The 26915-nt window shown below is 72.3% G+C and carries 25 protein-coding genes; 12 read left to right on the plus strand and 13 right to left on the minus strand.

What is annotated here, in order from left to right; translation table 11 throughout:
* Positions 1 to 188 precede the first annotated feature (188 nt).
* Positions 189 to 1376 carry a hypothetical protein gene (locus AB0G84_RS27655; RefSeq protein WP_361326286.1) on the plus strand — a complete coding sequence of 396 codons (1188 nt, stop codon included), beginning with the start codon at positions 189 to 191 and terminating at the stop codon, positions 1374 to 1376.
* Positions 1377 to 1496: 120 nt separating this feature from the next.
* Here the strand turns inward: AB0G84_RS27655 and hflX are convergent, their stop codons facing one another.
* The 6 genes from hflX to miaA form a co-directional block, all read right to left on the minus strand.
* Complete coding sequence (hflX, locus tag AB0G84_RS27660) at positions 1497 to 2984, minus strand: GTPase HflX (RefSeq protein ID WP_361326289.1); 1488 nt, start codon at positions 2982 to 2984, stop codon at positions 1497 to 1499.
* Between the two features lie 144 nt (positions 2985 to 3128).
* Positions 3129 to 4715 carry a M1 family metallopeptidase gene (locus tag AB0G84_RS27665; protein ID WP_361326291.1) on the minus strand — a complete coding sequence of 529 codons (1587 nt, stop codon included), beginning with the start codon at positions 4713 to 4715 and terminating at the stop codon, positions 3129 to 3131.
* A gap of 133 nt (positions 4716 to 4848) precedes the next feature.
* Positions 4849 to 7056 (minus strand): HD domain-containing protein, encoded by a 2208-nt coding sequence (locus AB0G84_RS27670; RefSeq protein WP_361326294.1) that lies wholly within the window; start codon positions 7054 to 7056, stop codon positions 4849 to 4851.
* 196 nt (positions 7057 to 7252) lie between these two features.
* Positions 7253 to 8128 carry a diaminopimelate epimerase gene (gene dapF, locus AB0G84_RS27675; RefSeq protein ID WP_361326297.1) on the minus strand — a complete coding sequence of 292 codons (876 nt, stop codon included), beginning with the start codon at positions 8126 to 8128 and terminating at the stop codon, positions 7253 to 7255.
* A gap of 102 nt (positions 8129 to 8230) precedes the next feature.
* Entirely contained in the window at positions 8231 to 8719 is a 489-nt protein-coding gene (locus AB0G84_RS27680) for a hypothetical protein (protein ID WP_361326411.1), read from the minus strand.
* A 108-nt stretch (positions 8720 to 8827) separates the two neighbouring features.
* Positions 8828 to 9766, minus strand: a complete 939-nt coding sequence (miaA, locus tag AB0G84_RS27685; RefSeq protein ID WP_361326299.1) for a tRNA (adenosine(37)-N6)-dimethylallyltransferase MiaA — start codon at positions 9764 to 9766, stop codon at positions 8828 to 8830.
* A gap of 180 nt (positions 9767 to 9946) precedes the next feature.
* On the opposite strand from miaA, the gene AB0G84_RS27690 reads away from it, so the two are divergent.
* A complete protein-coding gene (locus tag AB0G84_RS27690) occupies positions 9947 to 10342 on the plus strand; it encodes a hypothetical protein (protein ID WP_361326302.1) in 396 nt (131 codons plus the stop codon).
* Positions 10343 to 10429: 87 nt separating this feature from the next.
* Here the strand turns inward: AB0G84_RS27690 and AB0G84_RS27695 are convergent, their stop codons facing one another.
* Both AB0G84_RS27695 and miaB read right to left on the minus strand, forming a co-directional pair.
* A complete protein-coding gene (locus AB0G84_RS27695) occupies positions 10430 to 11140 on the minus strand; it encodes a class III extradiol dioxygenase subunit B-like domain-containing protein (RefSeq protein ID WP_361326305.1) in 711 nt (236 codons plus the stop codon).
* A 42-nt stretch (positions 11141 to 11182) separates the two neighbouring features.
* Positions 11183 to 12703, minus strand: a complete 1521-nt coding sequence (gene miaB, locus AB0G84_RS27700) for a tRNA (N6-isopentenyl adenosine(37)-C2)-methylthiotransferase MiaB (protein WP_361326308.1) — start codon at positions 12701 to 12703, stop codon at positions 11183 to 11185.
* Positions 12704 to 12851: 148 nt separating this feature from the next.
* Between miaB and AB0G84_RS27705 the strand changes: the two genes are divergently transcribed.
* Positions 12852 to 13841, plus strand: coding sequence for a TAXI family TRAP transporter solute-binding subunit (locus tag AB0G84_RS27705; RefSeq protein ID WP_361326311.1), 990 nt, complete (start codon positions 12852 to 12854; stop codon positions 13839 to 13841).
* Between the two features lie 101 nt (positions 13842 to 13942).
* On the opposite strand, the gene AB0G84_RS27710 is transcribed toward AB0G84_RS27705, so the two are convergent.
* The 3 genes from AB0G84_RS27710 to AB0G84_RS27720 form a co-directional block, all read right to left on the minus strand.
* Positions 13943 to 14146, minus strand: coding sequence for a cold-shock protein (locus AB0G84_RS27710; protein WP_361326314.1), 204 nt, complete (start codon positions 14144 to 14146; stop codon positions 13943 to 13945).
* A 224-nt stretch (positions 14147 to 14370) separates the two neighbouring features.
* A complete protein-coding gene (locus AB0G84_RS27715; protein WP_361326316.1) occupies positions 14371 to 15786 on the minus strand; it encodes a HAMP domain-containing sensor histidine kinase in 1416 nt (471 codons plus the stop codon).
* A 16-nt stretch (positions 15787 to 15802) separates the two neighbouring features.
* Positions 15803 to 16540, minus strand: a complete 738-nt coding sequence (locus AB0G84_RS27720; RefSeq protein WP_361326318.1) for a response regulator transcription factor — start codon at positions 16538 to 16540, stop codon at positions 15803 to 15805.
* 299 nt (positions 16541 to 16839) lie between these two features.
* Here AB0G84_RS27720 and AB0G84_RS27725 point away from each other — a divergent pair, with 299 nt between their 5' ends.
* From AB0G84_RS27725 to AB0G84_RS27760, 8 genes are all read left to right on the plus strand, one after another.
* Positions 16840 to 17625 (plus strand): amino acid ABC transporter ATP-binding protein, encoded by a 786-nt coding sequence (locus AB0G84_RS27725; protein ID WP_361326321.1) that lies wholly within the window; start codon positions 16840 to 16842, stop codon positions 17623 to 17625.
* 55 nt (positions 17626 to 17680) lie between these two features.
* A complete protein-coding gene (locus AB0G84_RS27730) occupies positions 17681 to 18592 on the plus strand; it encodes a glutamate ABC transporter substrate-binding protein (protein ID WP_361326324.1) in 912 nt (303 codons plus the stop codon).
* Positions 18593 to 18749: 157 nt separating this feature from the next.
* A complete protein-coding gene (locus AB0G84_RS27735; protein ID WP_361326327.1) occupies positions 18750 to 19397 on the plus strand; it encodes an amino acid ABC transporter permease in 648 nt (215 codons plus the stop codon).
* Positions 19398 to 19470: 73 nt separating this feature from the next.
* The gene (locus tag AB0G84_RS27740; RefSeq protein ID WP_361326330.1) at positions 19471 to 20406 is read left to right on the plus strand and encodes an amino acid ABC transporter permease; all 936 of its coding nucleotides are present in this window, start codon (positions 19471 to 19473) and stop codon (positions 20404 to 20406) included.
* Between the two features lie 200 nt (positions 20407 to 20606).
* Positions 20607 to 22649, plus strand: coding sequence for an FAD-dependent monooxygenase (locus tag AB0G84_RS27745; RefSeq protein ID WP_361326333.1), 2043 nt, complete (start codon positions 20607 to 20609; stop codon positions 22647 to 22649).
* Positions 22642 to 22728: a putative leader peptide gene (locus AB0G84_RS27750; RefSeq protein WP_338059684.1), complete on the plus strand. Its 87-nt coding sequence runs from the start codon at positions 22642 to 22644 to the stop codon at positions 22726 to 22728. The genes AB0G84_RS27745 and AB0G84_RS27750 overlap by 8 nt, the downstream gene beginning before the upstream one ends.
* 76 nt (positions 22729 to 22804) lie before the next feature.
* A complete protein-coding gene (locus tag AB0G84_RS27755; protein ID WP_361326336.1) occupies positions 22805 to 23347 on the plus strand; it encodes a cysteine dioxygenase in 543 nt (180 codons plus the stop codon).
* The gene (locus AB0G84_RS27760) at positions 23344 to 23724 is read left to right on the plus strand and encodes a rhodanese-like domain-containing protein (RefSeq protein ID WP_361326338.1); all 381 of its coding nucleotides are present in this window, start codon (positions 23344 to 23346) and stop codon (positions 23722 to 23724) included. Before AB0G84_RS27755 ends, AB0G84_RS27760 begins: the two co-directional genes overlap by 4 nt.
* A 63-nt stretch (positions 23725 to 23787) precedes the next feature.
* On the opposite strand, the gene recX is transcribed toward AB0G84_RS27760, so the two are convergent.
* On the minus strand, positions 23788 to 24462 hold the full coding sequence (gene recX, locus AB0G84_RS27765) for a recombination regulator RecX (protein ID WP_361326341.1): 675 nt from the start codon (positions 24460 to 24462) through the stop codon (positions 23788 to 23790).
* Positions 24463 to 24468: 6 nt separating this feature from the next.
* On the minus strand, positions 24469 to 25590 hold the full coding sequence (gene recA, locus AB0G84_RS27770; RefSeq protein WP_361326344.1) for a recombinase RecA: 1122 nt from the start codon (positions 25588 to 25590) through the stop codon (positions 24469 to 24471).
* Between the two features lie 326 nt (positions 25591 to 25916).
* Between recA and AB0G84_RS27775 the strand changes: the two genes are divergently transcribed.
* On the plus strand, positions 25917 to 26834 hold the full coding sequence (locus AB0G84_RS27775; RefSeq protein WP_361326347.1) for a phosphotransferase: 918 nt from the start codon (positions 25917 to 25919) through the stop codon (positions 26832 to 26834).
* Positions 26835 to 26915: the final 81 nt, after the last annotated feature.

Here is a 26915-nt window from a genome sequence, read left to right on the forward strand (position 1 = left end):
ACCCGGGATCACGGCTGCGGGCAAGATCCTTGTCGGCCGGGAACCGGGGACCCGAGTACCGCCGTCCCCATCGTCACCGGCATAGTGGTGTGCTGCGCCGGGATCTTGAGGTTCATGACAACTTCGCTCCGGCGCGCTCCACTCGAGCCACACCGGCTCGGTCCGACTTACTCAGGGGGAACCCACCCATGCGATCCATACGACGGCCAGCTCTGGCCGCCGCCGCTCTCACCGCCGTCGTGGCGCTGACCGCAACCGGCTGCGGGCCCGAGGGCGGCAACGCGGACGCCAAGCCCAGCCAGTCCGCGGCTGATGCCTCGGGTGGGGGTGAGATCAAGATTCCCCAGGACATCCAGGACAAGCTCAAGGAGCACGGCGTCGACCTGGACAAGTGGAAGAACGGGGAGTGGAAGAACTGGGACCGGGACAAGTGGCTCCGGGAAGCCGGGGAGTTCATCAACCCGATCATCAAGAACTTCTGGAACCCGGACAAGATCGACAAGGTCAAGCCCCCGCAGGACCCCAGCAAGCCCGAGGACATCTCGGAGGACCAGGGCAAGACCGACCCTGAGCCGGCCGCCGTCCCCGCTCAGGCCGTCAAGACGCCCTACACCTCAACCGCCCCCGGCGTGGGTCTGCTGCTGTTCAGCACCCCCGAGGGCGAGTCCCGCTGCTCGGCCACCGTCGTCAAGGACCCGGCGCACCCCGGTAAGTCCAACCTCGTGTGGACCGCGGCCCATTGCGTGCACGCCGGCAAGAGCGGTGGCTGGTACCGCAACATGATGTTCGTGCCGAACTTCAACAAGACCGGCGGTTCCGCCTCCCAGTTGAAGAGCAAGCCGTTCGAGGAGCGCGTCCCGTCCGGTAAGTGGTGGGCGGACGACATGGCCACCTCCCAGGAGTGGATCAAGGACGGCGGCGCCGTTCCGGGCGTCCCGATGGCCCCGTACGACTTCGCGCTGATGCATGTGAAGCCGGAGTCGAGCACCGGTGGCAAGTCCCTCGAAGAGATGGCCGGTGGCGCCTACGAGGTCGACTTCAACGCCCCGGCGATGGCCAAGATCCCCAGCCTGACCGCGCAGGGCTACCCGGCCGAGGCGCCGTTCGACGGTGCCGCCCAGCAGCAGTGCACCGACAAGCCGACCCGGCTGTCGATGGACGCCAAGAAGCCGACCATGTACCGGATCGGCTGCACCATGACCGGTGGCTCCTCCGGTGGCCCCTGGTTCATCAAGGGCACCGACGGCAAGCCGGTGCTGGTCTCCAACATGTCGATGGGTCCGCGCCCGGCCCGTTGGTCGGCCGGCCCGCACCTGGGCCCGGAGGCCAAGGCGATGTTCGAGAACATGAGCAAGAAGTGGGCCAGCAAGCAGTAGCCCGCTGAGGGTGGGCGGTCCCCGTCGCGGCACCGCCCACCTCCGCCGTACGACGAAGGCCCGCCCCCGGTTCACCGGGGGCGGGCCTTGGCCGTACGGGCGGGTGTGCCGCCGGTGCCGCTACGCCGCCGGCACGAACGGCTCGAACTCGGCCGCCAGCTCCGGGTGCACCCGCGCCTTGAGGAACGTGCCCTCCCCGGTGTGCTCCTCGGAGATCACCTCGCCCTCCGCGTGCGCCCGCGAGACCAGGGCGCCCTGGGTGTAGGGCACCAGCACCTCGATCTCGACCTGCGGCCGGGGAAGCTCCTCGTCGAGCAGCTCCAGCAGCTCCGCCATGCCCTGGCCGGTACGGGCCGAGACCGCGAGGGCGTGCTTCTCCTGGCGCAGCAGGCGCTGGAGCACCAGCGGGTCGGCCGCGTCGGCCTTGTTGACAACCACGATCTCGGGCACGTCCGTCGCGCCCACGTCGCGGATCACCTCACGGACCGCGGCCAGCTGCTCCTCCGGCACCGGGTGCGAGCCGTCGACCACATGGAGGATCAGGTCGGAGTCGCCGACCTCCTCCATCGTGGAGCGGAACGCCTCGACGAGGTGGTGCGGGAGGTGCCGGACGAAGCCGACGGTGTCGGCGAGGGTGTAGAGCCGTCCGCTGGGCGTCTCGGCCCGCCGCACGGTCGGGTCCAGGGTGGCGAACAGGGCGTTCTCCACCAGGACACCGGCGCCGGTGAGGCGGTTGAGCAGCGAGGACTTGCCGGCGTTGGTGTAGCCGGCGATGGCGACCGAGGGAACCTTGTGGCGCTTGCGCTCCTGGCGCTTGATGTCGCGCCCGGTCTTCATCTCCGCGATCTCCCGGCGCATCTTCGCCATCTTCTCGCGGATCCGCCGCCGGTCCGTCTCGATCTTGGTCTCACCGGGACCACGGGTGGCCATACCGCCGCCCGCCGAACCGGAGCCACCGCCACCCATCTGCCGGGACAGCGACTGACCCCAGCCGCGGAGCCGGGGCAGCATGTACTGCATCTGTGCCAGCGAGACCTGCGCCTTGCCCTCCCGGGACTTGGCGTGCTGGGCGAAGATGTCGAGGATCAGGGCGGTCCGGTCGACCACCTTGACCTTGACGACGTCCTCCAGGTGGATCAGCTGGCCCGGGGAGAGCTCACCGTCGCACACCACGGTGTCCGCACCGGATTCGAGCACGATGTCCCGCAGCTCCAGCGCCTTGCCCGAGCCGATGTAGGTGGCCGGGTCGGGCTTGTCGCGGCGCTGGATGACGCCGTCGAGCACCATGGCGCCGGCGGTCTCGGCCAGGGCGGCGAGCTCGGCGAGGGAGTTCTCCGCCTCCTGGACCGTGCCCGTGGTCCAGACACCGACGAGCACCACGCGCTCCAGGCGGAGCTGCCGGTACTCGACCTCGGTGACGTCCTCGAGCTCGGTGGACAGGCCGGCGACGCGGCGGAGCGCGGCCCGCGCCGAGCGGTCGTACTGGTCGCCGTCGCGCTCCCCGTCGATCTCGTGGCTCCAGGCGACGTCCTCTTCCATCAGGGCGTCGGCCCGAAGGCTCTCGGGGAGGCGCTGCCGGTCCTGCGGAAGGGAAGAAGAGGAGGTCATTTGATCCTTTGTGTCGTTGGGAAGCCCTGACCGGGGCCGGGTGGCCCCACGGGGACTGTCGGTGGTGTCAACGTTCGAGCCGCCCCGGAGATTCCCGGGCGGGCGCCGTCGACCCGTCGATGGTCCCACGCCCCGGGAGGGCCGTCACGCGGGTTTTCCGGCCTGTGCCGGTTTCGCCGGCTGCGGGGGCTTTACAGGTGGTGTGGCCGGCCCGGTGGGCTTCCATTCGGGGTGCCCCGGCATCGGGGGTGTCCGGCGGCCGTAGAGCCAGGCCCGGAAGAAGCCCGAGAGGTCCTGCCCGGTGACCTTGGAGGCCAGCGCCTGGAAGTCCGCGGTGTCCGCCACGCCGTCGCGGTTCTGGGCCACCCACTCCCGCTCGACGCGGTCGAAGGCCGCGGGGCCGATCTTCCGCCGCAGGGCGTAGAGGACCAGCGCGCTGCCGTCGTAGACGACCGGACGGAAGATGCCGATCTTCTGGCCGGCGCCGGGGACCCTGGGGGCGGCGGGCGGCCCGCCCTCGGCACGCCAGCCGTCGGACTGCTCGTAGGCCCGCCGCATCCGGAAGTCCAGGGAGGCCCGGCGGTCGCCCTTCTCCTGCGCGTAGAGGGCCTCGTACCAGGTGGCGTGGGCCTCGTTGAGCCAGACGTCGGACCAGCGGCGCGGGCTGACGCTGTCGCCGAACCACTGGTGGGCCAGCTCGTGCACCATCACCGACTCGACGTACCAGCTGGGCAGCTGGTCGGCGGTGAACATGGCCTTCTCGAAGAGCGACAGGGTCTGGGTCTCCAGCTCGAAGCCGGTCCGGGCGTCGGCGATCAGCACGCCGTAGGCCTCGAAGGGGTACCGGCCGACCTTGCGCTCCATCCACGCGATCTGGTCGGGGGTCTTGGCCAGCCACTTCTGCAGGACCGGGCGGTCCACGGCGGGCACCACGTCCCGGACGGGCAGACCGTGCGGCCCGTGCTGCGTCAGCACGCTGGACTTCCCGATGGAGACCTGCGCCAGCTCGGTGGCCATCGGGTGGGCGGTGCGGTAGGTCCAGGTGCGCTGCGCTGCGCGCCGGGACTGCTGCCCCGCCGGCAGCCCGTTGGCGACCACGGTCAGCTCCTGGGGCGCGGTGATGTGGAAGGTGAAGAACGCCTTGTCGGAGGGGTGGTCGTTGCAGGGGAAGACCCGGTGTGCGGCGTCGGCCTGGTTGGCCATCGCCAGCCCGTCGGTGGTGCGGATCCAGCCGCCGTCGCCCACCGTGCGGGGGTCGCTGGTGTGCTGGACGGAGATCTTCACCTCCTGCCCCCGGGAGATGTGGAACGCCGGCGTGAGCACCAGGTCCTCACCGTGCTGCTCGTGCCGGGCCGGCAGGCCGCCGACCGTCGCGCCGCGCACGCTGCCGCGGGCGAAGTCGAGGTTGACGTGGTCGAGCTCGTCGGTGGCCCGCGCGGTGATCACCGTCGTCGCGTTGAGCGGCCGGTCGTTGTGGCCCGAGTAGTCCAGCGTGACGTCGTAGGACGTGACGTCGTAGCCCGTGTTGCCGAGCGTGGGGAAGAGCCGGTCCCCCAGGCCCTGTGCCCCCAGGGGCTGCGGTTCGGTGAGGGCGAGGGTGGCGACGGCGGCCAGCCCGAGGACGGCGGCCCGGCGGCCGGTCCGCCGCAGCCGGCCGCCGGGGGCATCACGGGGCGGGGCGGGGACGGGGCGGTCGGGGGCACGGGACGGACGGCGCGAGGGAAGGGACATGAACTACGGCTACCAACGCCGCCACCCGTGCCGCGGGTGAGCCGCCAAACGGCACCCGATCGGGCGGCGGATCGTGCGTTCGTCCCAGTACCGGTTGCGAACTGAGCGATCGTCAGGTGGGCCGGTCCGCGGTTCAGGACCGCGCCACCGCGGCCGATCGAGTCCGGCCGGCCCGCAACACGTCGAAGACACCGGGCACTTGGCGCATCGCCCGCATCAGGGACGGTAGCCCGGCGGCGTTCGGCAGGTGCAGCGTGTAGGTGTGCCGGACCCGCTGTTCGTGCGGGGGTTCGACGGCGGCGGACACCACGGCGGCGCCCTGGGCGGCGATGACCTCGGTGAGGTCGGCCAGCAGGTGCGGCCGGCTGAAGGCCTCGGCCAGGAGGGTGACCCGGCAGCCGTGACCGCCCTGGTCGGCGCCCCGCCAGCGCACCCCGACCGGCTGCCGTCCGGTGGCCGCCATCCGGGCCACGGCCGGGCACAGGGCGCGGTGGACCGTGACCATGCCGCCCCGTACGGCGAACCCGGTGACGGAGTCCGGTGGGACCGGGGTACAGCAGCCCGCCAGCCGGACCGTGGCATCGGGCAGATCCGCCACCGCGAGGACCGAGCCGGGGGCGGCCGGGACCGCGGCGGGGCGGTCCTCGTCGGCGGCCCGGCGGTCGGCGGGGGGCGCCGGGAGGGCGGGCGGCTCGCCGGTGTGCGCCGGACGGGCGCCGGCCTCCCGCGAGCCGGCCAGCCACCGGGCGATGGCGAGCCGGGCCGCGGGCGTACGGGCGTGGTCGAGCCATTCGGGCGAGGGTCCCGCCGCGGAGTCCGGGGCCATCAGCAGCTGCAGGCTGTCGCCGTCGCGCAGCACCGTGGCCAGGGTCGCCAGCCGGCCGTTGACCCGGGCACCGATGCAGCAGTGCGCGCCCTCGCCGTGCCGCTCGTAGGCCGCGTCCACACAACTCGCCCCGGCGGGCAGGCCGATGGCACCACCGGCGGCCCCGGGCGGGCCGGCCGCGCCCTCCGGGGCGGCATCGGCACAGAAGACCGTGATCTCCCGGTCCTGGGCGAGGTCGTCGCGCAGCGAGGTCCAGAAGGTGTCCGGGTCGGGGGTGGTGCGCTGCCACTCCAGCAGCCGGGAGAGCCACCCGGGGCGGGTCGGGTCGGCCCGCTCGCCCTCGGGGGCGTCCGCGTCGTCGGTGGGGGCGTAGGGGTTGCCCAGCGCGATCACCCCGGCCTCGGCGACCCGGTGCATCTGGTGGGTGCGGATCAAGGTCTCGGCGATCTCCCCGGACTCCCCGGCGACCGCGGTGTGCAGGGACTGGTAGAGGTTGAACTTGGGGGTCGCGATGAAGTCCTTGAACTCGGAGACGACCGGGGTGAAGCAGGTGTGCAGCTCGCCCAGGACCGCGTAGCAGTCGGCGTCCTCCGCCACCAGCACCAGCAGCCGCCCCAGGTCGGCCCCGGTCAGCTCGCGGCGGGCCAGGCGGACCCGGTGCACGGAGACCAAGTGCCGCCGCCGGAGCAGGACTTCGGCCCCGATACCGGCCTCGGCCAGCACCGTGCGCATCCGCTCGGCGAGCGCGGCGAGCGGGTCGGGCCGGGTGGCGTACTCCATGACCAGGGCCTGCGTCGTGGCGTACTCCTCGGGGTGCAGGATCGCGAAGACCAGGTCCTCCAGCTCGGCCTTGAGCGCCTGCACGCCCAGCCGCTCGGCGAGCGGGATCAGCACGTCCCGGGTCACCTTGGCGATCCGGGCCTGCTTCTCGGGCCGCATCACGCCGAGGGTGCGCATGTTGTGCAGCCGGTCGGCGAGCTTGATGGACATCACCCGGACGTCGTTGCCGGTGGCCACCAGCATCTTGCGGAAGGTCTCCGGCTCCGCGGCGGCGCCGTAGTCGACCTTCTCCAGCTTGGTGACGCCGTCGACGAGGTAGCAGACCTCGTCCCCGAAGAGGTCCTGCACCTGGTCGAGGGTCACCTCGGTGTCCTCGACGGTGTCGTGGAGCAGGGAGGCGGTCAAGGTCGTGGTCTCCGCGCCGAGTTCGGCGAGGATCAGGGTCACCGCGAGGGGGTGGGTGATGTACGGCTCGCCGCTCTTGCGCAGCTGGCCGCGGTGCGAGCACTCGGCGAGCAGGTACGCCTTGGTGAGGATGTCCAGGTCAGCCTCGGGGTGGTGGTGGCGGTGCACCTTGGCGACGTGTTCCAGGGCGTGCGGGAGGCCATCGCGCGGGGCCGGGCCGAGCAGTGCGGCACGGCCGATGCGGCGCAGCCCTCTGAGCTCCAGTCGGCGGCGGCCGCGCCTGCGGCCCGCTGCTCCAGGGTTACCAGGGTTAGTGGCCTCTGCGCTCATGGGCACCTCCGGCAGCGTCGACCGGCGGTGGAGCGCGCCCGCGGCGGACGTCCGGGCCGGTGCTTGATGCTATCGAGCCCATCACGCAGCGCTGTACCGCTCTCGCCCAGAGTGAGGCGGACCACCCGTTCGAGCGAAACTTTTGGCCGGAAGCGCCGTCCGAGGGGGTGGCCGGGCGGATCCGGACCGGGTGCCGTCAGGAGAGCGCGGCGGCCAGCCAGGCGGGGTCGAAGGTGCCCTCGGCGACGATCTCGGCGGGGCCGGTCATCTCGACCGTACCGTCGGGCAGCTCGGTGATCGACAGGCTGCCGCCGAGCACCTCGACGGTGTAGGTGACCGGGGCGCCGGTACGGGCCGGGTCCAGGCCGTCCCTGCGCGCGGTGGCGACGGCGACCGCACAGGCGCCGGTGCCGCAGGACCGGGTCTCGCCCGAGCCGCGCTCATGGACCCGCATGGCCACATGGCGCGGGCCGCGGTCGACGACGAACTCGATGTTCACGCCGTCGGGATAAACCGACGCTGGGCTGAACGGCGGTACCGACCGCAGCTCCCCGGCGTGGGCCAGGTCCTCGACGAAGGCAACCGCGTGCGGATTGCCCATGTTCACGTTGCGGGCCGGCCAGCTGCGGCCGTCGACGCTGACCACCACGCCCTCCTCGGGCAGCTCCGCGCGGCCCATGGCGACGGTGACATCGCCGGTCTTGGCGAGGTGGACGCGGCGGACGCCGGCGCGGGTGGCGATGGCCAGCTCACCGGCCTCGGCCAGCCCGGCGTGCAGCAGATAGCGGGCGAAGACCCGGACGCCGTTGCCGCACATCTCGGCGATGGAGCCGTCGCCGTTGCGGTAGTCCATGAACCACTCGGCCTCGTCGGCCTGGGCGCGCGCCTCGGGGTGCGCGGCGGACCGTACGACGCGCAGTAGCCCGTCACCGCCGATGCCGGCCCGGCGGTCGCAGATCCGGGCGGCGGCGCTCGCCGGCAGGTCGAGGCGGCCGTCCGGGTCCGGGACGATCACGAAGTCGTTCTCGGTGCCGTGGCCCTTGAGGAAGGCGATGCGCGCGGTGCTGGTCACCCTTGCATCGTACGGGGAGGGCGGCCCGGGCGCGGTGACGGGGGCGGAGGTGGGGAGTGGGCCATCTCTACTCCCCCCGGACCGTCGTACCGCCCGGCGCGCTCAGCGCAGCCGTGCCACCCGCCAGATGGCGAGGGCGGCGGGGACGGACACCACCAGGGCGTACAGGAGCACCACGCGCCAGTCGGCCCGGCGGCCGGAGCCGCGTGCCGGGAGACCGGGCCAGGTATGGCCGACGCGGCGGGCGGCCATCATGCCCCAGCCGGCGGCGCAGCAGCACAGCAGCAGACCCAGCATCGCGATCACCGCGCCCCCGTCGCCACCGAACTCGAAGGCGAGCGGGAAGGCGAACATCAGCGAGCCGACGGCGGCGAGCCCGACGATCGGCGCGAGCTGCCACAGCCGCAGCCGGCGCGGCGGGCGCAGCTCCCGGAAGGACGCGCCGCCCTCACCGGGCGCCTCGGCGGCCGCATCGGGGCCCTCGGAGCCGGACAGGTCCTCCTGGGTGTCCGGGCCGTCGTCGGCCAGCGGCGCCGTGTCGGCGACACCGTTGTCCGGGTGCTGGGCTCCGCTGCGAGGGCCGGCCTCCATTGCCACGCGCCCTCCCCACTGCAGACTGCACGTCTCGATCGAAGGTCGATGATGACACGCCCTCAGCGGCGCTGTTGACGGCCGGAGCGTCCCGATGCCATGACGTGATCAGGCTGTGACCGGTCGTTCGAGCAACGCGAGCGCCTGCCGGGGAAGTTCCGCCCGCCGGTCGGCCGCACCGCTGAGCCAGTGCACCCTGGGGTCCCGGCGGAACCACGAGTCCTGACGGCGCGCGAAGCGCTTCGTAGCGCGCACCGTCTCGTCCCGCGCCTCCTGTTCGGTGCACTCGCCCGCCAGCTGGGCCAGCACCTGCTGGTAGCCCAGCGCCCGGGAGGCGGTACGGCCCTCGCGCAGCCCCTCGGCCTCCAGCCGGCGCACCTCGTCGACCAGTCCGGCCTCCCACATCCGGTCGACCCGCCGGGCGATCCGCTCGTCGAGCTCCGGGCGCTCGACGTCGACGCCGATCTGCAGGGTGTCGTAGACCGCTTCGTGACCGGGGAGGTTGGCGGTGAACGGGCGGCCGGTGATCTCGATGACCTCCAGGGCGCGCACGATGCGGCGGCCGTTGCTGGCCAGGATCGCGCGGGCCGCTTCGGGGTCGGTGGCGGCCAGCCGGGCGTGCAGGGCGCCGCTGCCCTGGTCGGCCAGTTCGGCCTCCAGGCGGGCGCGTACCTCCGGGTCGGTGCCGGGGAAGTCGAGGGCGTCGATGGCACCGCGTACGTACAGGCCGGAGCCGCCGACGAGGACCGGGGTGCGACCCTCGGCGAGCAGCCGGTCGATCTCGGCGCGGGCCAGCCGCTGGTACTCGGCGACGTTGGCCGCGCGGGTCACGTCCCAGATGTCCAGGAGGCGGTGCGGTACGCCGTGCTGTTCCTCGGGCGTGAGCTTGGCGGTGCCGATGTCCATGCCTCGGTAGAGCTGCATGGAGTCGGCGTTGATGACCTCGCCGCCCACGTGGTGCGCGAGCGCGACGCCAAGATCGGACTTGCCGGCCGCGGTGGGGCCGACGACGGCGATGACCCGCGGAGCGGGGACGGCGGTGTTCACCCCGTCAGTCTCGCAAACATCACGCCCCCATCTCGAACGAGCGACGTGACGGGCCACCGATGGCGTCGTTGCCTGTTCGAGGTCCCGAGTGAGCCGGTGCAGCACCGGCGCCCGTGGGCGGCGCAACGGTCCGCTCCGGGCGGCCCGGGATTTCGCCACATGAAGAGCGTAGGAGCAGTTATGGGCGTGTTTTCGCGGTTTCGTCGCCGTAAGGACGAAGCGTCGACGGAGGAGAGTGCCGCTGCGACGGTGACGACCGAGGCGGAGGAGCCCGCGGGGTCGGCCGCTTCGGCGGACTCCGAGGGCGCCGAGCGGGCCGAGGAGAGCGACGCGGCCGGGCGGACTCCCCAGGACGGCGCGTCCGCCGGGGAGGTGTCAGCCGCTGCGGAGGAGGCCGGCCCGGCGGCGGAGAGCGCGGCTCCGGAGGCCTCCGGTGACGGCGCGCAGGCGGCCCCCGAGGTCGCGGCGGACGAGGAGCCACGGGCGGAGCGGTCCACCGAGAGCGCCGGGATCCCCCGGCAGCAGTCGGCGCGGGCCGCGGCCGACAGCGAGTCCGGCGAGAGCACCCGGCAGTAGGCCCGGCGCCCGGATCGGGCGTACGGCGACGGCCGCGAGGTGGGTCCACCTCGCGGCCGTCGCCGCATGCCCGGACGGATGCCCGCGCTACGACCAGGTGGCGACGAAGTAGCCCACGCCGTACGGGGCCTCCTCGCGCAGCAGTCGGCCGCTCGGGGACGTCCCCTCGGCCGCGCCCGCCAGGACCTGCCAGCAGGCCCGTCCGCGCGCCTGGAGTTCGCGGGCCAGCGCCGCGTCGAGCGCGCCCAGTGCGGGCAGGTCGGCGGCGCCCAGGGCGCGGGCAGCCGCGGTGTCGAAGCCCTCGGCCCGTGCGTCGAGGTAGCCCGGCGCCTTCACCGTCCGGCACGCACTGCCGTCGCCCATCACCAGCAGGGCGACCCGGGGCGCGGACGCGGCGGCCTCCCGGCCGGCCGCCAGGCACCGCTCGGGGGGCAGGTCCTCCCCCACGGCCAGGCCCTGCACCGGGGCGTCGTCCCAGTCCGCCCGGGACAGCAGCCAGGCGCCGACCGCCAGCGACTGCGGGAGCGCGCTACCAGGTGCCTCCTCGGCCGCGCCCAGCGCCACCTCCAGGTCCACGCCGACGCCGCGGAAGGAGCCGACGGCGCCCTGCGGGTAGGCCTCCGTACCGCTGCCGGCGACGGGGCCGAGGACGACCAGCCGGTCCGGGCGGGCCGCCGCGAGCACGCCGACCGCGTCGAGGCAGGCGGTGCGCAGCGGGTCCAGCTCGGGTGCGGCTCCGGCGGCCACCTCCGGTACGAGCAGCGGTGGGCAGGGGCAGAGGGCGGCAGCTACGAACATGCCACGCAGCGTAACGCCCCGGCTCCGTCCGTCCCGTACCGGTCAGTCGCAGCCGCAGCCGGCCGCGGGGACCGGGCTGGGCGCCGGGGCCCCGATGGTGGGCAGACCCAGCAGCACTCCCTTGGGCTGCTCCGCCGGGGCGGCGTTCCGCTTCTCCCAGGCGTCGCCGGAGCGGGTGCGGCGGACGGCCTTGGCCGGCCCCTCCGCCAGGAGGTGGTGCGGCGCGGCGTAGGTGATCTCGACGGTCACCACGTCACCGGGCCGGACCGGCTCCTCGGGCCGGGTGAAGTGCACCAGGCGGTTGTCGGGGGCGCGCCCGGACAGCCGGCGGGTGGCGTCGTCCTTACGGCCCTCGCCCTCGGCGACCAACACGTCCAGGGTGCGGCCGACCTGCTTCTTGTTCTCCTCCCAGGAGATCTCCTCCTGGAGGGCGACCAGGCGCTCGTAGCGAGCCTGCACGACCTCCTTGGGGATCTGGTCGTCCATGTCGGCCGCCGGGGTGCCGGGGCGCTTGGAGTACTGGAAGGTGAAGGCCTGGGCGAAGCGGGACTCGCGGACCGTGTGCAGGGTCTGCTCGAAGTCCTCCTCGGTCTCGCCCGGGAAGCCGACGATGATGTCGGTGGAGATCGCGGCGTCCGGCATCGCGGCGCGCACCTTCTCGATGATCCCGAGGAAGCGCTCCTGGCGGTAGGAGCGGCGCATCGACTTCAGGATCCGGTCGGAGCCGGACTGCAGCGGCATGTGCAGCTGCGGCATCACGTTCGGGGTCTCGGCCATGGCCGCGATGACGTCGTCGGTGAAGTCGCGGGGGTGCGGGGAGGTGAAGCGGACCCGCTCCAGTCCCTCGATCGAGCCGCAGGCCCGCAGCAGCTTCGAGAACGCCTCACGGTCGCCGATGTCGGAGCCGTACGCGTTGACGTTCTGGCCGAGCAGGGTGATCTCGCTGACGCCCTCGGCGACCAGCGCCTCGATCTCGGCGAGGATGTCGCCGGGCCGGCGGTCCTTCTCCTTGCCGCGCAGCGCCGGGACGATGCAGAACGTACAGGTGTTGTTGCAGCCCACGGAGATGGAGACCCAGGCGGCGTAGGCGCTCTCCCGCCGGGTGGGCAGCGTGGAGGGGAAGGCCTCCAGCGACTCGGCGATCTCCACCTGCGCCTCTTCCTGGACGCGGGCGCGCTCCAGCAGGACGGGGAGCTTGCCGATGTTGTGCGTGCCGAAGACCACATCGACCCAGGGGGCCTTCTTGACGATGATGTCGCGGTCCTTCTGGGCGAGGCAGCCGCCGACGGCGATCTGCATGCCGGGCCGCGCGGCCTTCTTCGGGGCCAGCTGGCCGAGGTTGCCGTAGAGCCGGTTGTCGGCGTTCTCGCGCACCGCACAGGTGTTGAAGACGACGACGTCGGCGCCCTCCGCCTCCTTGGGCGCGGGCACGTAACCCGCCTCCTCCAGCAGCCCGGACAGCCGCTCGGAGTCATGGACGTTCATCTGGCACCCGTAGGTGCGGATCTCATACGTCTTGCTCTGCTGAACGCCCACTGCCTGGCTCCGGTCGCTGCTGGTCATACGACAAGGGTAGGCGCTGCCGAACCCTCTCCCGGACGCCGGAGCGCACTCCGGCACCGGCCGGCACACCCGCGGTGCCGGGGCCGGGATCAGTGAAATGCGCCGCTGCCCCTCCCGCCGGCGCCACGCTGCTGGCAGGATCCCGCGCATGGTCTGTGCACTTCCCCGCTCCGTCCGCCGGATCCTCCAGGCGGCGACCGCGGCGCTGCTCGCCCTGGGGGCGCTGCTGTGGTGGGCGCTGTCGGCGAACGGGGAACGGGCCCCGAGCGGGCGGGTGACGCTGGTGACGGGCGTGCCGACCGGTGTCTACGCACGCTACGGGGAGTTGCTCAAGCAGGACCTGGCGCGCGATATGCCGGAGCTGGATCTGCGGCTGACCCGCAGCGAGGGGTCGATCGACAACCTGCGCCAACTGGTCGCGGGGAAGGCCCAGTTCGCCATCGCGACCACGGACGCGGTGGCCGCGGTACGGGGTGAGCCGGGCGCGGACCGGCTCCGGGCCTGCGCCCGGCTGTACGACGACTACATGCAGCTGGTGGTGCCGAAGGACTCCGCGGTGCGCTCGACGAAGGACCTGCGGCGGCTGCGGGTGGGAGTGGGCACCGACGGCTCCGGCGTACAGCTGATCACCCGGCGGCTGCTGGAGGCGGCCGGTCTGGACTTCGCCCGGGACATCGAACCGGTACGGGTCGGCATCGACCGGATGCCGAAGCTGCTGGAACAGGGGAAGCTGGACGCCTTCTTCTGGTCCGGCGGGCTGCCGACGACGGCCGTGCAGCGCCTGGCGCAGCACTTCCCGGTGCGGCTGGTCCCGCTCGGGGACCTCACCGGGGGGCTGCACCGGCAGGGCGAGCGCACCCGCTACTACCGGGCCGCGGTGATGCCCGCCGACGCCTATCCGCGGGCCCAGGACGGGCGGGCGGTGAAGACGATCGCGGTGGCGAACCTGCTGGTCACCACCGACCGCGAGGATGCGGCGCTGACCCAGGGGATCACCCGGACCGTGATCGACAGCCGGGACCGGATCGGCCGCGAGGTGCACGCCGCGCAGAAGGTCGACCTGCGGACGGCGGTCTTCACCGACCCGCTGCCGCTGCACCGGGGCGCCCGGCGGTACTACCTGTCGGTGAAGCCGTAGCGCACCCCCGGGCAGCGGCCGCAGTCACCCGGGCGCGCGACGGAACGGACCGGGGCCCGCACCGGAAATCGGTGCGGGCCCCGGTCGACAAGCGGGACGCGTCAGGCCGCGACGATGTTCTCCGCCTGCGGGCCCTTGGGGCCCTGGGTCACGTCGAAGGTGACCTTCTGGCCCTCGAAGAGCTCACGGAAGCCCTGGGCGGCGATGTTCGAGTAGTGGGCGAAGACGTCGGGGCCGCCACCCTCCTGCTCGATGAAGCCGAAGCCCTTCTCGGGGTTGAACCACTTGACGGTGCCGGAAGCCATGTCCTTCTCCTTCACGGGGCAATCCGGAGACCGCACCTTGCGGCCTCCCTGTCGCCGAGGTGCTCGCCCCACACCGGAAAGATCCGGAAAAACACGGAACGCCCGGGGCTACCAGCCTCCGGGCGCGCACAACGTTCATCATGGGTACCGCAACTGCAACACCATGCACGTTAGCACAGGCTTTCCACTGCCGCCCCGCGCGGCCGCGCCCCGGTGCCGCGGCTTCAGGGCGCGGTACGCGGCACCGTGACGGTGACCTCCAGCCCGTGCGGCGGGTGCGGGGCGTAGGCGATGTCGGCGCCGCCCGCAGCGAGCAGGGCGCGGGTGATGGAGAGCCCGAGCCCCGAGCCGGAGACGTTCTGGTGGCGGCTGCTGCGCCAAAAGCGGTCACCGACCCGGGCGAGCTCGTCCTCGGCCAGACCGGGGCCGCGGTCGGCCACGGTGATCCGGACCTGCCCGCCGTCCGGCGCCACCCCGACGGTGACCGGCTCGCCGGCCGGGGTGAACTTCAGGGCGTTGTCGATCACGGCGTCCAGCGCGCTGGACAGGGCGATCGGGTCGGCCCAGCCGGTCACCGCGGTGTGCCCTTCGTAGCGCAGGCGGACGCCCTTGTCGTCGGCCATCGGGGCCCAGGAGCCGACGCGTTCGGCGGCCAGCGCCGCGACATCGGTGAGCTGGAGGTCGGCGGCGGAGTGCTCGGCCAGCGCGAGATCGAGCAGATCCTCCAGAACCCGGGCCAGTCGCTTGCCCTCGGTGCGTACCGAGGCGATCTCCTCGTTGCCCTCGGGCAGCTCCAGCGCCAGCAGCTCGATCCGCAGCAGCAGCGCGGAGAGCGGGTTGCGCAGTTGGTGGGAGGCGTCGGCGACGAAGGCGCGCTGCTGCTCCAGGACGTCCTCGACGTGGTCGGCCATCTCGTTGAACGAACGGGCCAGCCGGCGCAGTTCGGGCGGGCCCGCGGTGCCGGCGACCCGGGACTTCAGCCGTCCGGTGGCGATGTCGTGACTGGCGACGTCCAGGATCCGTACGGGCCGCAGCACCCAGCCGGTCAGCCGGAAGGCCGCGGCCACCGCGACCAGCATCGCGCCGCACTCACCGGCGCCGATCAGCAGCCAGCCGTGCAGGATGCGCGACCGCATCTGGCCGGTGGGCGAGTCGGTGACCACGACCGCGACCACATCGCCGTCCCGGATCACCGGTGAGGCGACCGGGATCCGGCCGTCCTCGTCCCAGGGCCAGACCTGGTGCGGATCGTGGCTGCGGCGACCGGCCAGCGCCTCGTTGAAGGCCCGCCCGCCCTCGCCGTCCCGGGGCACCGGGAGGTCGTGCGGGGCGGCGGCCATCGGGGTGTGGTCGCGGTAGAAGACGCCGGCGCGGATCCCGTAGAGGTCGTGGTAGCGCTCCAGCTCGGCGTCGAGGGTGGTGCGCCGCTCGTCCTCCTCGGGCGTCTTGTGGCGGGGGTCCGCGCCGGGGCGGGCGGTGACGAACTGGGCGAGCGCGGCGAAACGGGCGGCGTCGTCGATCCGGTCGACGACCACCTTCTGCTGCTCCACACCGGCGGTGATCACGCTCAGCGGGAAGCCGAGGGCCAGCAGCACCCCGGCCATGAGGACGATGAGGAGCGGGAGGAGTCGGGTGCGCACGGACCGGCGGCGGCCTTCAGGACGCCGGGGTGGTGGGCCGGCCGGCGGCGGGCACGACGAGGCGGTAGCCGACGCCGCGCACCGTCTCGATCAGGGCCGGCATCCGCAGCTTGGCCCGCAGGGAGGCGATGTGCACCTCCAGGGTCCGGCCGGTGCCCTCCCAACTCGTGCGCCACACCTCGCTGATGATCTGCTCCCGCCGGAAGACCACCCCGGGGCGCTGGGCGAGCAACGCCAGCAGATCGAACTCCTTGCGGGTGAGCGGCACCGTCGTGCCGCCCACGGACACCTGGCGGGTGGGGAGTTCGACGGTGACCGCGCCCAGCCGCAGCGCCTCGTCGGGGGCACCCTCGTCGGCCGGCTGCTCGCCCCCGCGGTCGGTCGGGGGCACCGTGCGCCGGCTCACCGCGTGGATACGGGCCAGCAGTTCGCCGGTGTCGTACGGCTTGACGACGTAGTCGTCCGCGCCCAGGTTGAGGCCGTGGATCCGGGAGCGCACATCGGAGCGCGCGGTCACCATGATCACCGGAATGCTGGTCGTCCTGCGGATCCGGCCGCAGACCTCGAAGCCGTCCTGGTCGGGCAGCCCGAGGTCGAGCAGGACCACCGCGAAGGGCTCGGCACCGTCCGGCAGCAGGGCCTTCAGCGCCTCCTCGCCGTTGCGGGCGTGCACCACGGCCAGGCCGTGCTTGGCGAGCACCGCGGACAGGGCCGCGGCCACATGATCGTCGTCCTCGACGAGCAGCAGTCTCATTCCGGCCCTCCTTCCGGGTGCGTGCGCAGGGGCCACAGGGCATCTACGGCGATGGGGGGCGGGTGCGTCAAGAGCTGGCCACCTCCGCGCCGCCATCCGTTACCCAGCCGGTACGCCCGCGGTATTCCGGCACTGTTCCCATGGCCCGGACCGCCGTCCGGGCCCGTCCACCACCGGGTCACGCAGCGTCTCCCGCTGCGACCGGATCGTTATGCTCAAGTTCCCCTCAGATGTAATGACGCTGCTCGAAGCGCCTCACTAGGGTCCTCCCCAATCGAGGAGGACGGAGCTGTACGCCGATGAGCGAAGTATCGGTGACCAAGAACGCCGAGGGTCCCACGCAGGCAGGGGACCAGCTGGTCGTGCTGGACAACGTGAACAAGCACTTCGGCGCGCTGCACGTGCTCCAGGACATCGACCTGACGATCAACCGGGGTGAGGTCGTCGTCGTGATCGGGCCCTCGGGCTCGGGCAAGTCGACCCTCTGCCGCACGATCAACCGCCTGGAGACCATCGACTCCGGCAGCATCACCATCGACGGGAAGGCCCTGCCGCAGGAGGGCCGGGAACTGGCCCGCCTCCGCGCCGACGTGGGCATGGTCTTCCAGTCCTTCAACCTCTTCGCGCACAAGACGGTGCTCGAGAACGTGATGCTGGGGCAGGTCAAGGTCCGCAAGACGGACAAGGCCACGGCCGAGGAGAAGGCCCGCACCCTGCTCGACCGGGTCGGGGTCGGCACCCAGGCCGACAAGTACCCCGCACAGCTCTCCGGCGGCCAGCAGCAGCGGGTGGCGATCGCCCGCGCCCTGGCGATGGACCCGAAGGTGATGCTGTTCGACGAGCCCACCTCCGCGCTGGACCCGGAGATGATCAACGAGGTGCTGGACACCATGCAGCAGCTCGCTCGGGACGGCATGACCATGGTCGTGGTCACTCATGAGATGGGCTTCGCGCGCTCGGCGGCGAACCGGGTCGTCTTCATGGCGGACGGCCGCATCGTCGAAGAGGCCGAGCCGAACCAGTTCTTCAACAACCCGCGCAGCGACCGCGCCAAGGACTTCCTGTCGAAGATCCTGCACCACTGAGGCCGAGTTGGGCCACGATGATTGCCAACACCTGTTGAACCAAAGGAAGTTCACCATGAGGATGCGTAAGACGGCTGCGGCCGGTGCGGTGGTGCTCGCCCTGGCGGCTACGGCGACCGCCTGCGGTGGGGAGTCCGGTACGGCAGGCGACAAGCCGGCCGGCGGCGAGGTCTACAAGGGCAGCTACACCGTCGCCAAGGACGTCAAGGTCAACTCGCCGGTGCTGAAGAAGGCGCAGAAGGCCAAGAAGATCGTCGTCGGTGTGAAGGCCGACCAGCCGTTCCTGGGCTTCAAGGACCCGGCGACCACCAAGTACTCCGGTTTCGACATCGAGATCGCCAAGATGGTCGCGGCCGACCTCGGCTTCTCCGAGAACCAGATCGAGTTCAAGACGATCGACTCCAACGTCCGTGAGACCACCATCTCCAAGGGCCAGGTCGACTACTACGTCGGTACCTACACGATCAACGAAGAGCGCAAGAAGCAGGTCGGCTTCGCGGGCCCGTACTACACCGCCGGCGCGGACCTCCTGGTGCGCAAGGACGACAAGGCGATCACCGGCCCGGACGCCCTCAAGGGCAAGAAGGTCTGCTCGATCACCGGCTCCACCCCGCTGCAGGAGATCAAGAAGAAGCGGTACGGCGCCGACACCACCGAGGTCGGCAAGTACTCGGACTGTGTGAAGTACCTGCTGGACAAGCAGGTCGACGCGGTCACCACCGACGACGCGATCCTCAAGGGCTACGCCGCGCAGCGGCCCTCCAAGCTCCGGGTCGTCGGCAAGCCGTTCACCAAGGAGCCCTACGGCGTCGGCATGAACAAGGACGACAAGACGCTCCGCGACGCCATCACCAAGGCGCTGGAGCACCACATCGCGAACAAGGACTACCAGAAGGCGTACGAGGGCACGCTCGGCAAGTCGGGCTCGAAGTACGTCGCCCCGGAGACCCCGCTGCCGCGCTACTGAGGCAGCGCACGCACCGGACCGCGCCGCCCCGTACGCCCGCCGCGGCGGGTGTGCGGGGCGGTGCGCCTTCCCGCCGTGCACCTCGGCACCGTCCGGCCGTTCCGTTCGTCCGTGACCTTCCCGCCGCCGACCCGATGACCGCTACCGCGGAGACCCCATGAACGTACTCCTCGATTACCTGCCCGAGTTCCGGGACGGATTCCTCGGCACGCTGGCGATCACCGCGTCCAGCGGCCTGCTCGCGCTGATCCTCGGCGTGCTCATAGCCGGCTTCCGGGTCTCGCCGATTCCGCCACTGCGCGCCTTCGGGACGGGCTGGGTCACACTGCTGCGCAACACGCCGCTGACCCTGCTCTTCCTGGTCGCGTTCTTCGTCGTACCGCAGGTCCTCTTCCAGGGCGCGAGCCCCTTCGTGCTCGCCACGCTGGCGCTCGGCTTCTACACCTCCTCGTTCGTGTGCGAGGCGGTGCGGTCCGGCATCAGCACCGTGCCGCTGGGACAGGCGGAGGCCGCGCGCAGCCTCGGTATGACGTTCGCCCAGACGCTGCGCATGATCGTGCTCCCGCAGGCGACCCGCACCGTGATCGCGCCGCTGAGCAGCATCTTCATCGCACTGACGAAGAACTCCGCGATCGCCGGCGCCTTCAGCTACCCCGAGCTGTTCAACGTCTCCAAGCTGCTGAACGACAAGGGCTACGCGATCGCCTGGATCTTCCTGTGGATCGCGCTCACCTACCTCATCATCACCTTCTCCATCAGCGGACTCTTCCGACTGCTGGAGCGCCGGATGGGGGTCGCGCGATGAGCGGACACGGGAGCCGGAACAGCACGACGTGGGGGCCGCGCGCAGGCGGGGCGGAACGAAGCGAGGTAAGGGCATGAGTGGCGCCAGCGTTCTCTACGACGTACCGGGGCCGCGGTCGAAGCGGCGCAACCTGGTCTACTCGGTCATCGGCGCGCTCGCGATGGTGGCGCTGGTCGTGTTCGTGGTGCTGCGGCTGCAGTCCAAGGGCCAGCTGGAGCCCGAGGTCTGGAACATCTTCAACAACGCCGGTGTGCGGACCAGCATCCGCGACGGTGTCCTGACGACCCTGAAGGTCTTCGGGGTCGCGGCGGTGCTGTCGCTGGTACTGGGCGTACTCCTCGCGGTGGCGCGGCTGTCGGACCACAAGCCGGTCCGCTGGCTGGCGACCGGCTTCATCGAGCTCTTCCGCGCCGTCCCCCTGCTGATCACCATCTACGCGCTGTGGGTCATCCTCCTCAGCAACCGGGCGAGCCTCGGGCTGGGCGACAACGAGCCGCAGTTCTGGGCGCTGGTCATCGGCCTGACGGTCTACAACGGCTCGGTGCAGGCCGAGGTGCTGCGCGCCGGCATCAACGCCGTGCCCAAGGGGCAGCGCGAGGCCGCCTACGCCCTGGGGCTGAGCAAGACGCAGGTGATGACGACGGTCCTGATCCCGCAGGCCGTCCGGGCGATGCTGCCGACGATCATCAGCCAGCTCGTGGTGACCCTGAAGGACACCTCCCTCGGCTACATCATCACCTTCGAGGAGCTGCTCTTCACGGCCCGGCTGATGAGCACCAACATCATCGTCAACGGCAACGACACCTACGTCCCGGTCATCATCGTCACCGGCAGCATCTACGTCGCGATGTGCCTGACGCTCTCCGCCCTCGCCAACTGGATCGAGCGGCGCGGCCGGCGCGCCAAGACCGGCATCGGGGTGGCAGCGGCCGCCGAGCCGGTTGAGGCGACCGACGCGAGGGAGGTCGCCGAGGCCGCTCCGGGCGGGCCGGCGGCCAAGGCGGACTGACCCCGATCCCCCCGCCGGCCGCCGCGCCGCGCGGCGGCCGAGACGCATCCCCTGCGGAGGCGATGGCAACGGCGCCATCGCCTCCGTCACTTGACGCGAGCGGCCGCAGTGGGTTGCATACGCTGTGTGATCACGCACCGGGCTCCAACTGCCAGTTCCCGCACGTCCCGTACGCAGCAGCGGCCCCAGGGAGCGGCGCCGTGGACCCGGTGATCGTGGCCGGAGCCGGCCCGGTCGGTCTCTCCCTCGCCCTGGCGCTCGCCCGGCTCGGTGTGCCCTCCGTCGTCCTGGACGAAACCACCGGCCAGGACGAGGAACGGCCCGCCCGCACCGCCGTGCTCCGCCCCGACACCACGGCCTTCGTCGGCCGGCTCGGCTGCGCCGACACCCTGGAGAGCGCCGGCGCCCGCTGGGCGGCCTGGCGCGTGATGCGCCGCCGGCGCCTGGTGGAGCGCGTCGCCTTCGCCCCCCGGACCCCGGACGCGGCGGCCGGCCCGGCCCCAGCCTCCCCCGTCCACCTCCCCCAGCACGCACTCACCCGTGCGCTGCGCGCCGCGCTGGCCCGCGAGAAGCTCGCCGAGGTCGTCACCGGCAGCAAGCTCGCCGATCTCGAACAGGACGAGCACGGCATCAGCGCCCAGACCCGCGGCCCCAACGGAACGTGGTGGCGCGGGAGTTACCTCATCGGCTGCGACGGCTCCCGGTCGACCGTCCGCAAGCTGCTGGACATCCGCTTCCCGGGCCGTACGGCGGTCGAACGACATGCCGTGGCCACCCTGCGCTGCGAACTCCCCTGGCCGGGGGAGGCCTTGCTGCACCGCTCCCCGCGCCGGCAGGGCGGCGGGCCGGGCGACGAGGTCTCCGCCCGCCCGCTGGCCGACGGCGTCTGGCGGCTGGACTGGCTGCTGCCGCCGGGGCGCGAGCTGGTCACGCCGGACGCCTTGGTGGCCCGGATCCGGGACACCCTGGCCGGCTGGACCAGCGAGGCCCCGGTGGAATCCGGCGCGGGCCCGAACACCGACCGGGCCACGGCCCACGGCCTCGGCCGGCCGGTCCCCCCGTACGAACTCCTCGACACCGGTGTGCACACCGTCCACCACCGGCTCGCCCGCTGCTGGCGGCAGGGCCGCGCCTTCCTCGCGGGGGATGCCGCCCATCTGCTGGGGGCCCTGGGCACCCAGGGGCTGGACGAGGGGCTGCGGGACGCCGAGAACCTCGCCTGGAAGTTGGGCCTGGCCTGGCACCACGGCGCCTCCGAGTTGCTGCTCGACAGCTATCAGGCCGAACGTCGGGGGGCGGTGGCGGCCCGGCTGCGCGCGGCCGACCAGGCGCTGCCGCTGCTCCGGGACGGCCGTTCGGCCCGCTGGCGCACCGTGCTCCCCGGGGCCGCCCGCGGCCGCAGCACCCTGCTCACCGACGGCCATCTGGGCCGCGGTCCACTGGGCGCACCGCCGGTGTACGCCCGCACCCCGCTGGCACCGGACGCCGGCCACCCCGCTGGTCCCCTCGTCGAGACACCGCCCGGGGCGCCGGTCGCCGATGTACCGGTGACCGCGTCCGACGGCTCGGTGGTCCGGCTGCGCGACCGTCTCGGCGACGGCCTGCTGGTGGTGCTGGTGGCGCCCGGCACCACGGTCTGGGACCGGCGGCACTGGCGGTCGGCGGGCCTGATGCCCCGTCTGACCAGCGCGGTCGCGGCCCTGCCGATGTCCGCCGAGGTCCTGGTCACCGAGGCCTACCCGGGCGCCGCGGCGCACACCGTGCTCCTCGTACGGCCCGACGGCCACCTGGTCACCTCGCTGGCCGGTGTCCGCCCGGAAGAGATGGCAGCGTGTGCGGACGCCGTGCGCGGCGGAACGCACGGCCGGGGCGCCGGCGCCGCCCGCCGGGCCGGGGCACACGGCCGGGCCACCGACGGTCCGGCCGCCGGGTCGGCGGCCGGGTCGGCGGCCGGGACGGAGACGGCCGGGGGAGAGCCGGCCGGGGTGGATGCGACAGGGGCGGAGACGGCTGGGACGGAAACGGCCGGGACGGAGGTGGCCGGGACGGAGGTGGCCGGTGCGAAGGTGGCCGGGACGGAGGTGGCCGGCACGGAGGTGGCCGGTGCGGATGCGGCGGGTGCGGGTGCGGGTGCGGTGCCCCCGGACGAAGCGGAGCGCGCCGACGCCGCGGAGGAGGCGCCGGGGACCGGCTCCCCGGTTGACCCCCTGGGAACCTCCGTGCTTCACTCCGAGGATGACTGAGCACAGCTCGCGCTTCTGGCGGAGGGTCCATCTGGACCTGGTCCGCTATGCGGGCTGCATGTGTCGCCCGTCCTGTTGATCCGCATTTTCTCCCCGCGCGGCCCTCCGCCCTGTCCGGCAGCCGCGCCTCTTCGCGATCACTCAGGACGGTTTCCGTGCCCGACGTACACACCCCTGCGCGTCCGCAGGCCCCCGACCTTGCCGGTGGGCCCGGCGCATCCGAGCTCCTCGACTTCGTCCACCGCACCGCCACGGACGCAGCGCTCGTCGCCTCACTTCCGCTCGACCCCGAAGGCCGTACCTGGATCCGGCTGAACGGGCCCGGCGGTAGCGAGGCCTGGCTGATCGGCTGGCCGCCGGGCACCGGCACCGGCTGGCACGACCACGGTGGCTCCCGCGGTGCCTTCGCCACGGCCACCGGTGAGCTGACGGAACAGTCGCTCGCCACCCAACTGCCCACCGAGGGCTGGAAGACGCTGGAGCTCGCCGAGGGCGTGGACCGCGAGCGCACGCTCAGCGACGGCCGCGGCCGGGCGTTCGGCCCGCACCATGTCCATCAGGTGCTCAACACCTCCCAGGACACCCACGCGGTCTCGGTACACGCCTACTACCCGCCGCTGCCCCTGATGCGCCGCTACAGTCGCACCGGCCAGCTGCTGCGCCTCGAAGAGGTCGAACGTCCGGAGGAGTGGGCATGAGCGCCATCGACGAACTGCTGGCCCGGGCCCGGCAGGAGTTGGGCCACCGGGTGGACCCCCAGGAGGCGGCGGCCGTCCAGGACGCCGGCGGTCTGCTGGTCGACATCCGCTACGCACAGCTGCGGGACCGCGACGGCACCATCCCCGGCGCCCTGATCGTGGAACGCAATGAACTCGAATGGCGCCTCGACCCCACGGGGGAACACCGCGCCCCCGAGGCGACCCACCACGACCTGTCGGTCGTCGTCGTCTGCAACGAGGGCTACGCCTCCACTCTCGCCGCCCTCTCCCTCCGCCAACTGGGCCTCCACCGTGCCACGGACCTGGCCGGCGGCTTCCAGGCATGGCGGGCCGCGGGGCTACCGCTCCGCACCTGAGCACCTGCTCCCGCCGGCCCCGGCCCACCGCCGCTCCTGCGGCCGCGGTCCACGGGCCCGCGGTCAGTCGCCCGGCAGGTGGCCCTCCAGGAACTCCGGGTCCTCGCCTTCCTCCTCGAGGGCCTGCCTGACGACCCGGAGGGCGAGCCCCTCCGGGTAGCCCTTGCGAGCCAGCATCCCAGCCAGGCGGCGCAGCCGCTTGTCCCGCTCCAGACCCCTGGTCGTACGGAGTTTGCGGTCGACGAGAGCGCGGGCGGTGACCTCCTCCTGCTCGGAGTCGAGGCGGCCGACGGCCTCATCGATAAGGGCGGAGTCCACTCCCTTGGTGCGCAACTCCCTGGCCAGGGCGCGCCGGGCCAGGCCGCGGCCGTGGTGGCGGGACTCCACCCAGGCATCGGCGAACGCCCCGTCGTCGATCAGCCCGACGTCCTCGAAGCGGGACAGCACTTCCTGTGCCGCCTCCTCGGGGATGCCCCGTTGGCGGAGGGCGTCGGCCAGCTGTTTGCGGGTGCGCGGACTCCCGGTGAGCAGGCGCAGGCAGATGGCCCGCGCCTGCTCCTCGGGGGTACGCGGCGGTCCCGACTCGGCCCTCGACGAGGAGGGACCACCGCTGTCCACAGGGCCGTCCTCCGGAGCCTGACGGCCCCGACGGCCCCTGCGGCCACTACGGGTCTCGGCGTCGCCGGCAGTGCGGCTCAACTCGTCCGCGCTGTCCGGCCATTCCGTTCGCCGTGTCATGGCGGGCTAGCTCTTGGCCGCGGCGGACTTGGCTCCCTTGGCGCCCTTGGCCGCCGGGGCTGGAGCCGCGGTGGCCGGTTCGGCCGGGACGCCGGCCGCGTCCGCACCGGGCTCCGCCGACGGGTCCTGCGGCTTCACACCGATCCCGAGCTTCTCCTTGATCTTCTTCTCGATCTCGTTGGCCAGGTCCGGGTTGTCCTTGAGGAAGTTGCGGGCGTTCTCCTTGCCCTGGCCGAGCTGATCGCCCTCGTAGGTGTACCAGGCGCCGGACTTGCGGATGAAGCCGTGCTCCACACCCATGTCGATCAGCCCGCCCTCGCGGCTGATGCCCTGGCCGTAGAGGATGTCGAACTCGGCCTGCTTGAACGGCGGGGAGACCTTGTTCTTGACGACCTTGACGCGGGTGCGGTTGCCGACCGCGTCCGTGCCGTCCTTGAGGGTTTCGATGCGGCGGATGTCGAGGCGCACCGAGGCGTAGAACTTCAGCGCGCGACCACCGGTCGTGGTCTCCGGCGAGCCGAACATCACGCCGATCTTCTCGCGGAGCTGGTTGATGAAGATCGCGGTGGTCTTGGACTGGTTGAGCGCGCTGGTGATCTTCCGCAGCGCCTGGCTCATCAGCCGGGCCTGGAGGCCGACGTGGGAGTCGCCCATCTCGCCCTCGATCTCCGCCCGCGGCACCAGGGCGGCGACGGAGTCGATCACGATGAGGTCGAGCGCGCCGGAGCGGACCAGCATGTCCGTGATCTCCAGGGCCTGCTCACCGTTGTCGGGCTGGGAGAGGATCAGGGAGTCGGTGTCCACACCGAGCTTCTTGGCGTACTCCGGGTCGAGCGCGTGCTCGGCGTCGATGAACGCGACCGATCCGCCGGCCTTCTGGGCGTTTGCGACGGCGTGCAGGGTCAGGGTCGTCTTACCGGAGGACTCCGGACCGTAGACCTCGATGACGCGGCCGCGAGGGAGACCGCCGACGCCGAGGGCGACGTCGAGTGCGGTGGATCCGGTGGGGATGACCTCGATGGGCTCCTTCGACCGCTCCCCCATACGCATCACGGCGCCCTTGCCGAATTGCCGTTCAATCTGTGCGAGCGCGGCGTCCAGTGCCTTCTCGCGGTCAGTGCCTGCCATGGGTTCCACCCGATTTGCTTGTGTCGATCGCTTCACGTCCATGACGCTAACGCCTGCCACTGACAATGCGCCCGGACCCGGCTCCGGCCTGTGGACAACTCCGCGAAAACCCCGGAAACACCGGCCAGAACCCCCATAAGAATGGATGTTCGATTTTGCTGTCAAGCATGCCACGCCCCGTGCCGCGCGGGCTGCCCTGGGCCACCGAACCCGGGTCTTCGCCGTCGCGGGGTTGATGATCGTGAGTTTGTGCCCTCGGGAGTTGAGCGGCACGGAGTGCTGGGTGTCACAAACGGCGGACCACCGTCCCACTACCGTTGCTCCGCATGGCGCACGCCGAGAGCGAGATCACCGTGGGGTTGGTCCGGGACCTCCTGCGTGAGCAGCACCCTGACCTTGCCGATCTCCCCTTGAAGCTCGGCGCGCGCGGTTGGGACAACCAGTTGTGGCGGCTCGGCGACGACCTCGCCGTCCGGTTGCCCTGGGCAACACGGTCTGCGGACATGCTGCTGCGCAAGGAGCACGCCTGGCTGCCCGCCCTCGCCCCGCACCTTCCGCTGCCGGTCCCCGTCCCGCAGCGGCTCGGCGAGCCCTCCGAGCGGTTTCCACGGCCCTGGATCGTCACCACCTGGGTGCCGGGCGAGCCCGCCGACCGCGCTCCCGCCACGCGCGCTGCGGAGGCGGCCGACACTTTGGCCGCGTTCCTGTCGGCTCTTCACCGACCCGCTCCCACCGGGGCGCCCGCCGGCCGCGGCCGGGGAGGGCCGCTGGCCGAGCATGCCGAGGGGTTCGCCCAGCAGCTCGCCTCGGCCACCGAACTGGGGCTGATCCCCGACCCGGACGCCGTCCGCGTGGTCTGGGAGGAAGCCGCCGCCGCGCCCGACTGGGCGGTCCCAGCGATGTGGCTCCACGGCGACCTGCATCCGGCCAACGTTCTCACCGCGGACGGCATCTTCTGCGGCGTGATCGACTTCGGTGACCTCTTCGCCGGCGATCCAGCCTGCGACCTCGCCGCCCCTTGGGTACTGCTCCCGGACGGCGCCGCCGACCGCTTCTACGGGGCCTACCAGCCGACCCCGGACGCCGCGACCTTGCGTCGCGCCCGCGGCTGGGCGGTACTGCGTGCCCTCGCCTGCCTCCTCATCGGAGACGCCGGCGTCCACGGCCGCCCCGGCGGCAAGCCCACCTGGGGCCCACCCGCCCATGCCGCACTACGACGCCTGACCGCAACGGCCCACCGCTGAGCACGCCCGCACCCTTCGACGACGAACGCTCAAGGTTCGCTGTCACAGAACACGGGCGTGGCACGGGGCGGCAACCGAGCC

The sequence above is a fragment of the Streptomyces sp. NPDC020742 genome, from assembly GCF_040641675.1.
In the GTDB taxonomy this organism is placed as follows: domain Bacteria; phylum Actinomycetota; class Actinomycetes; order Streptomycetales; family Streptomycetaceae; genus Streptomyces.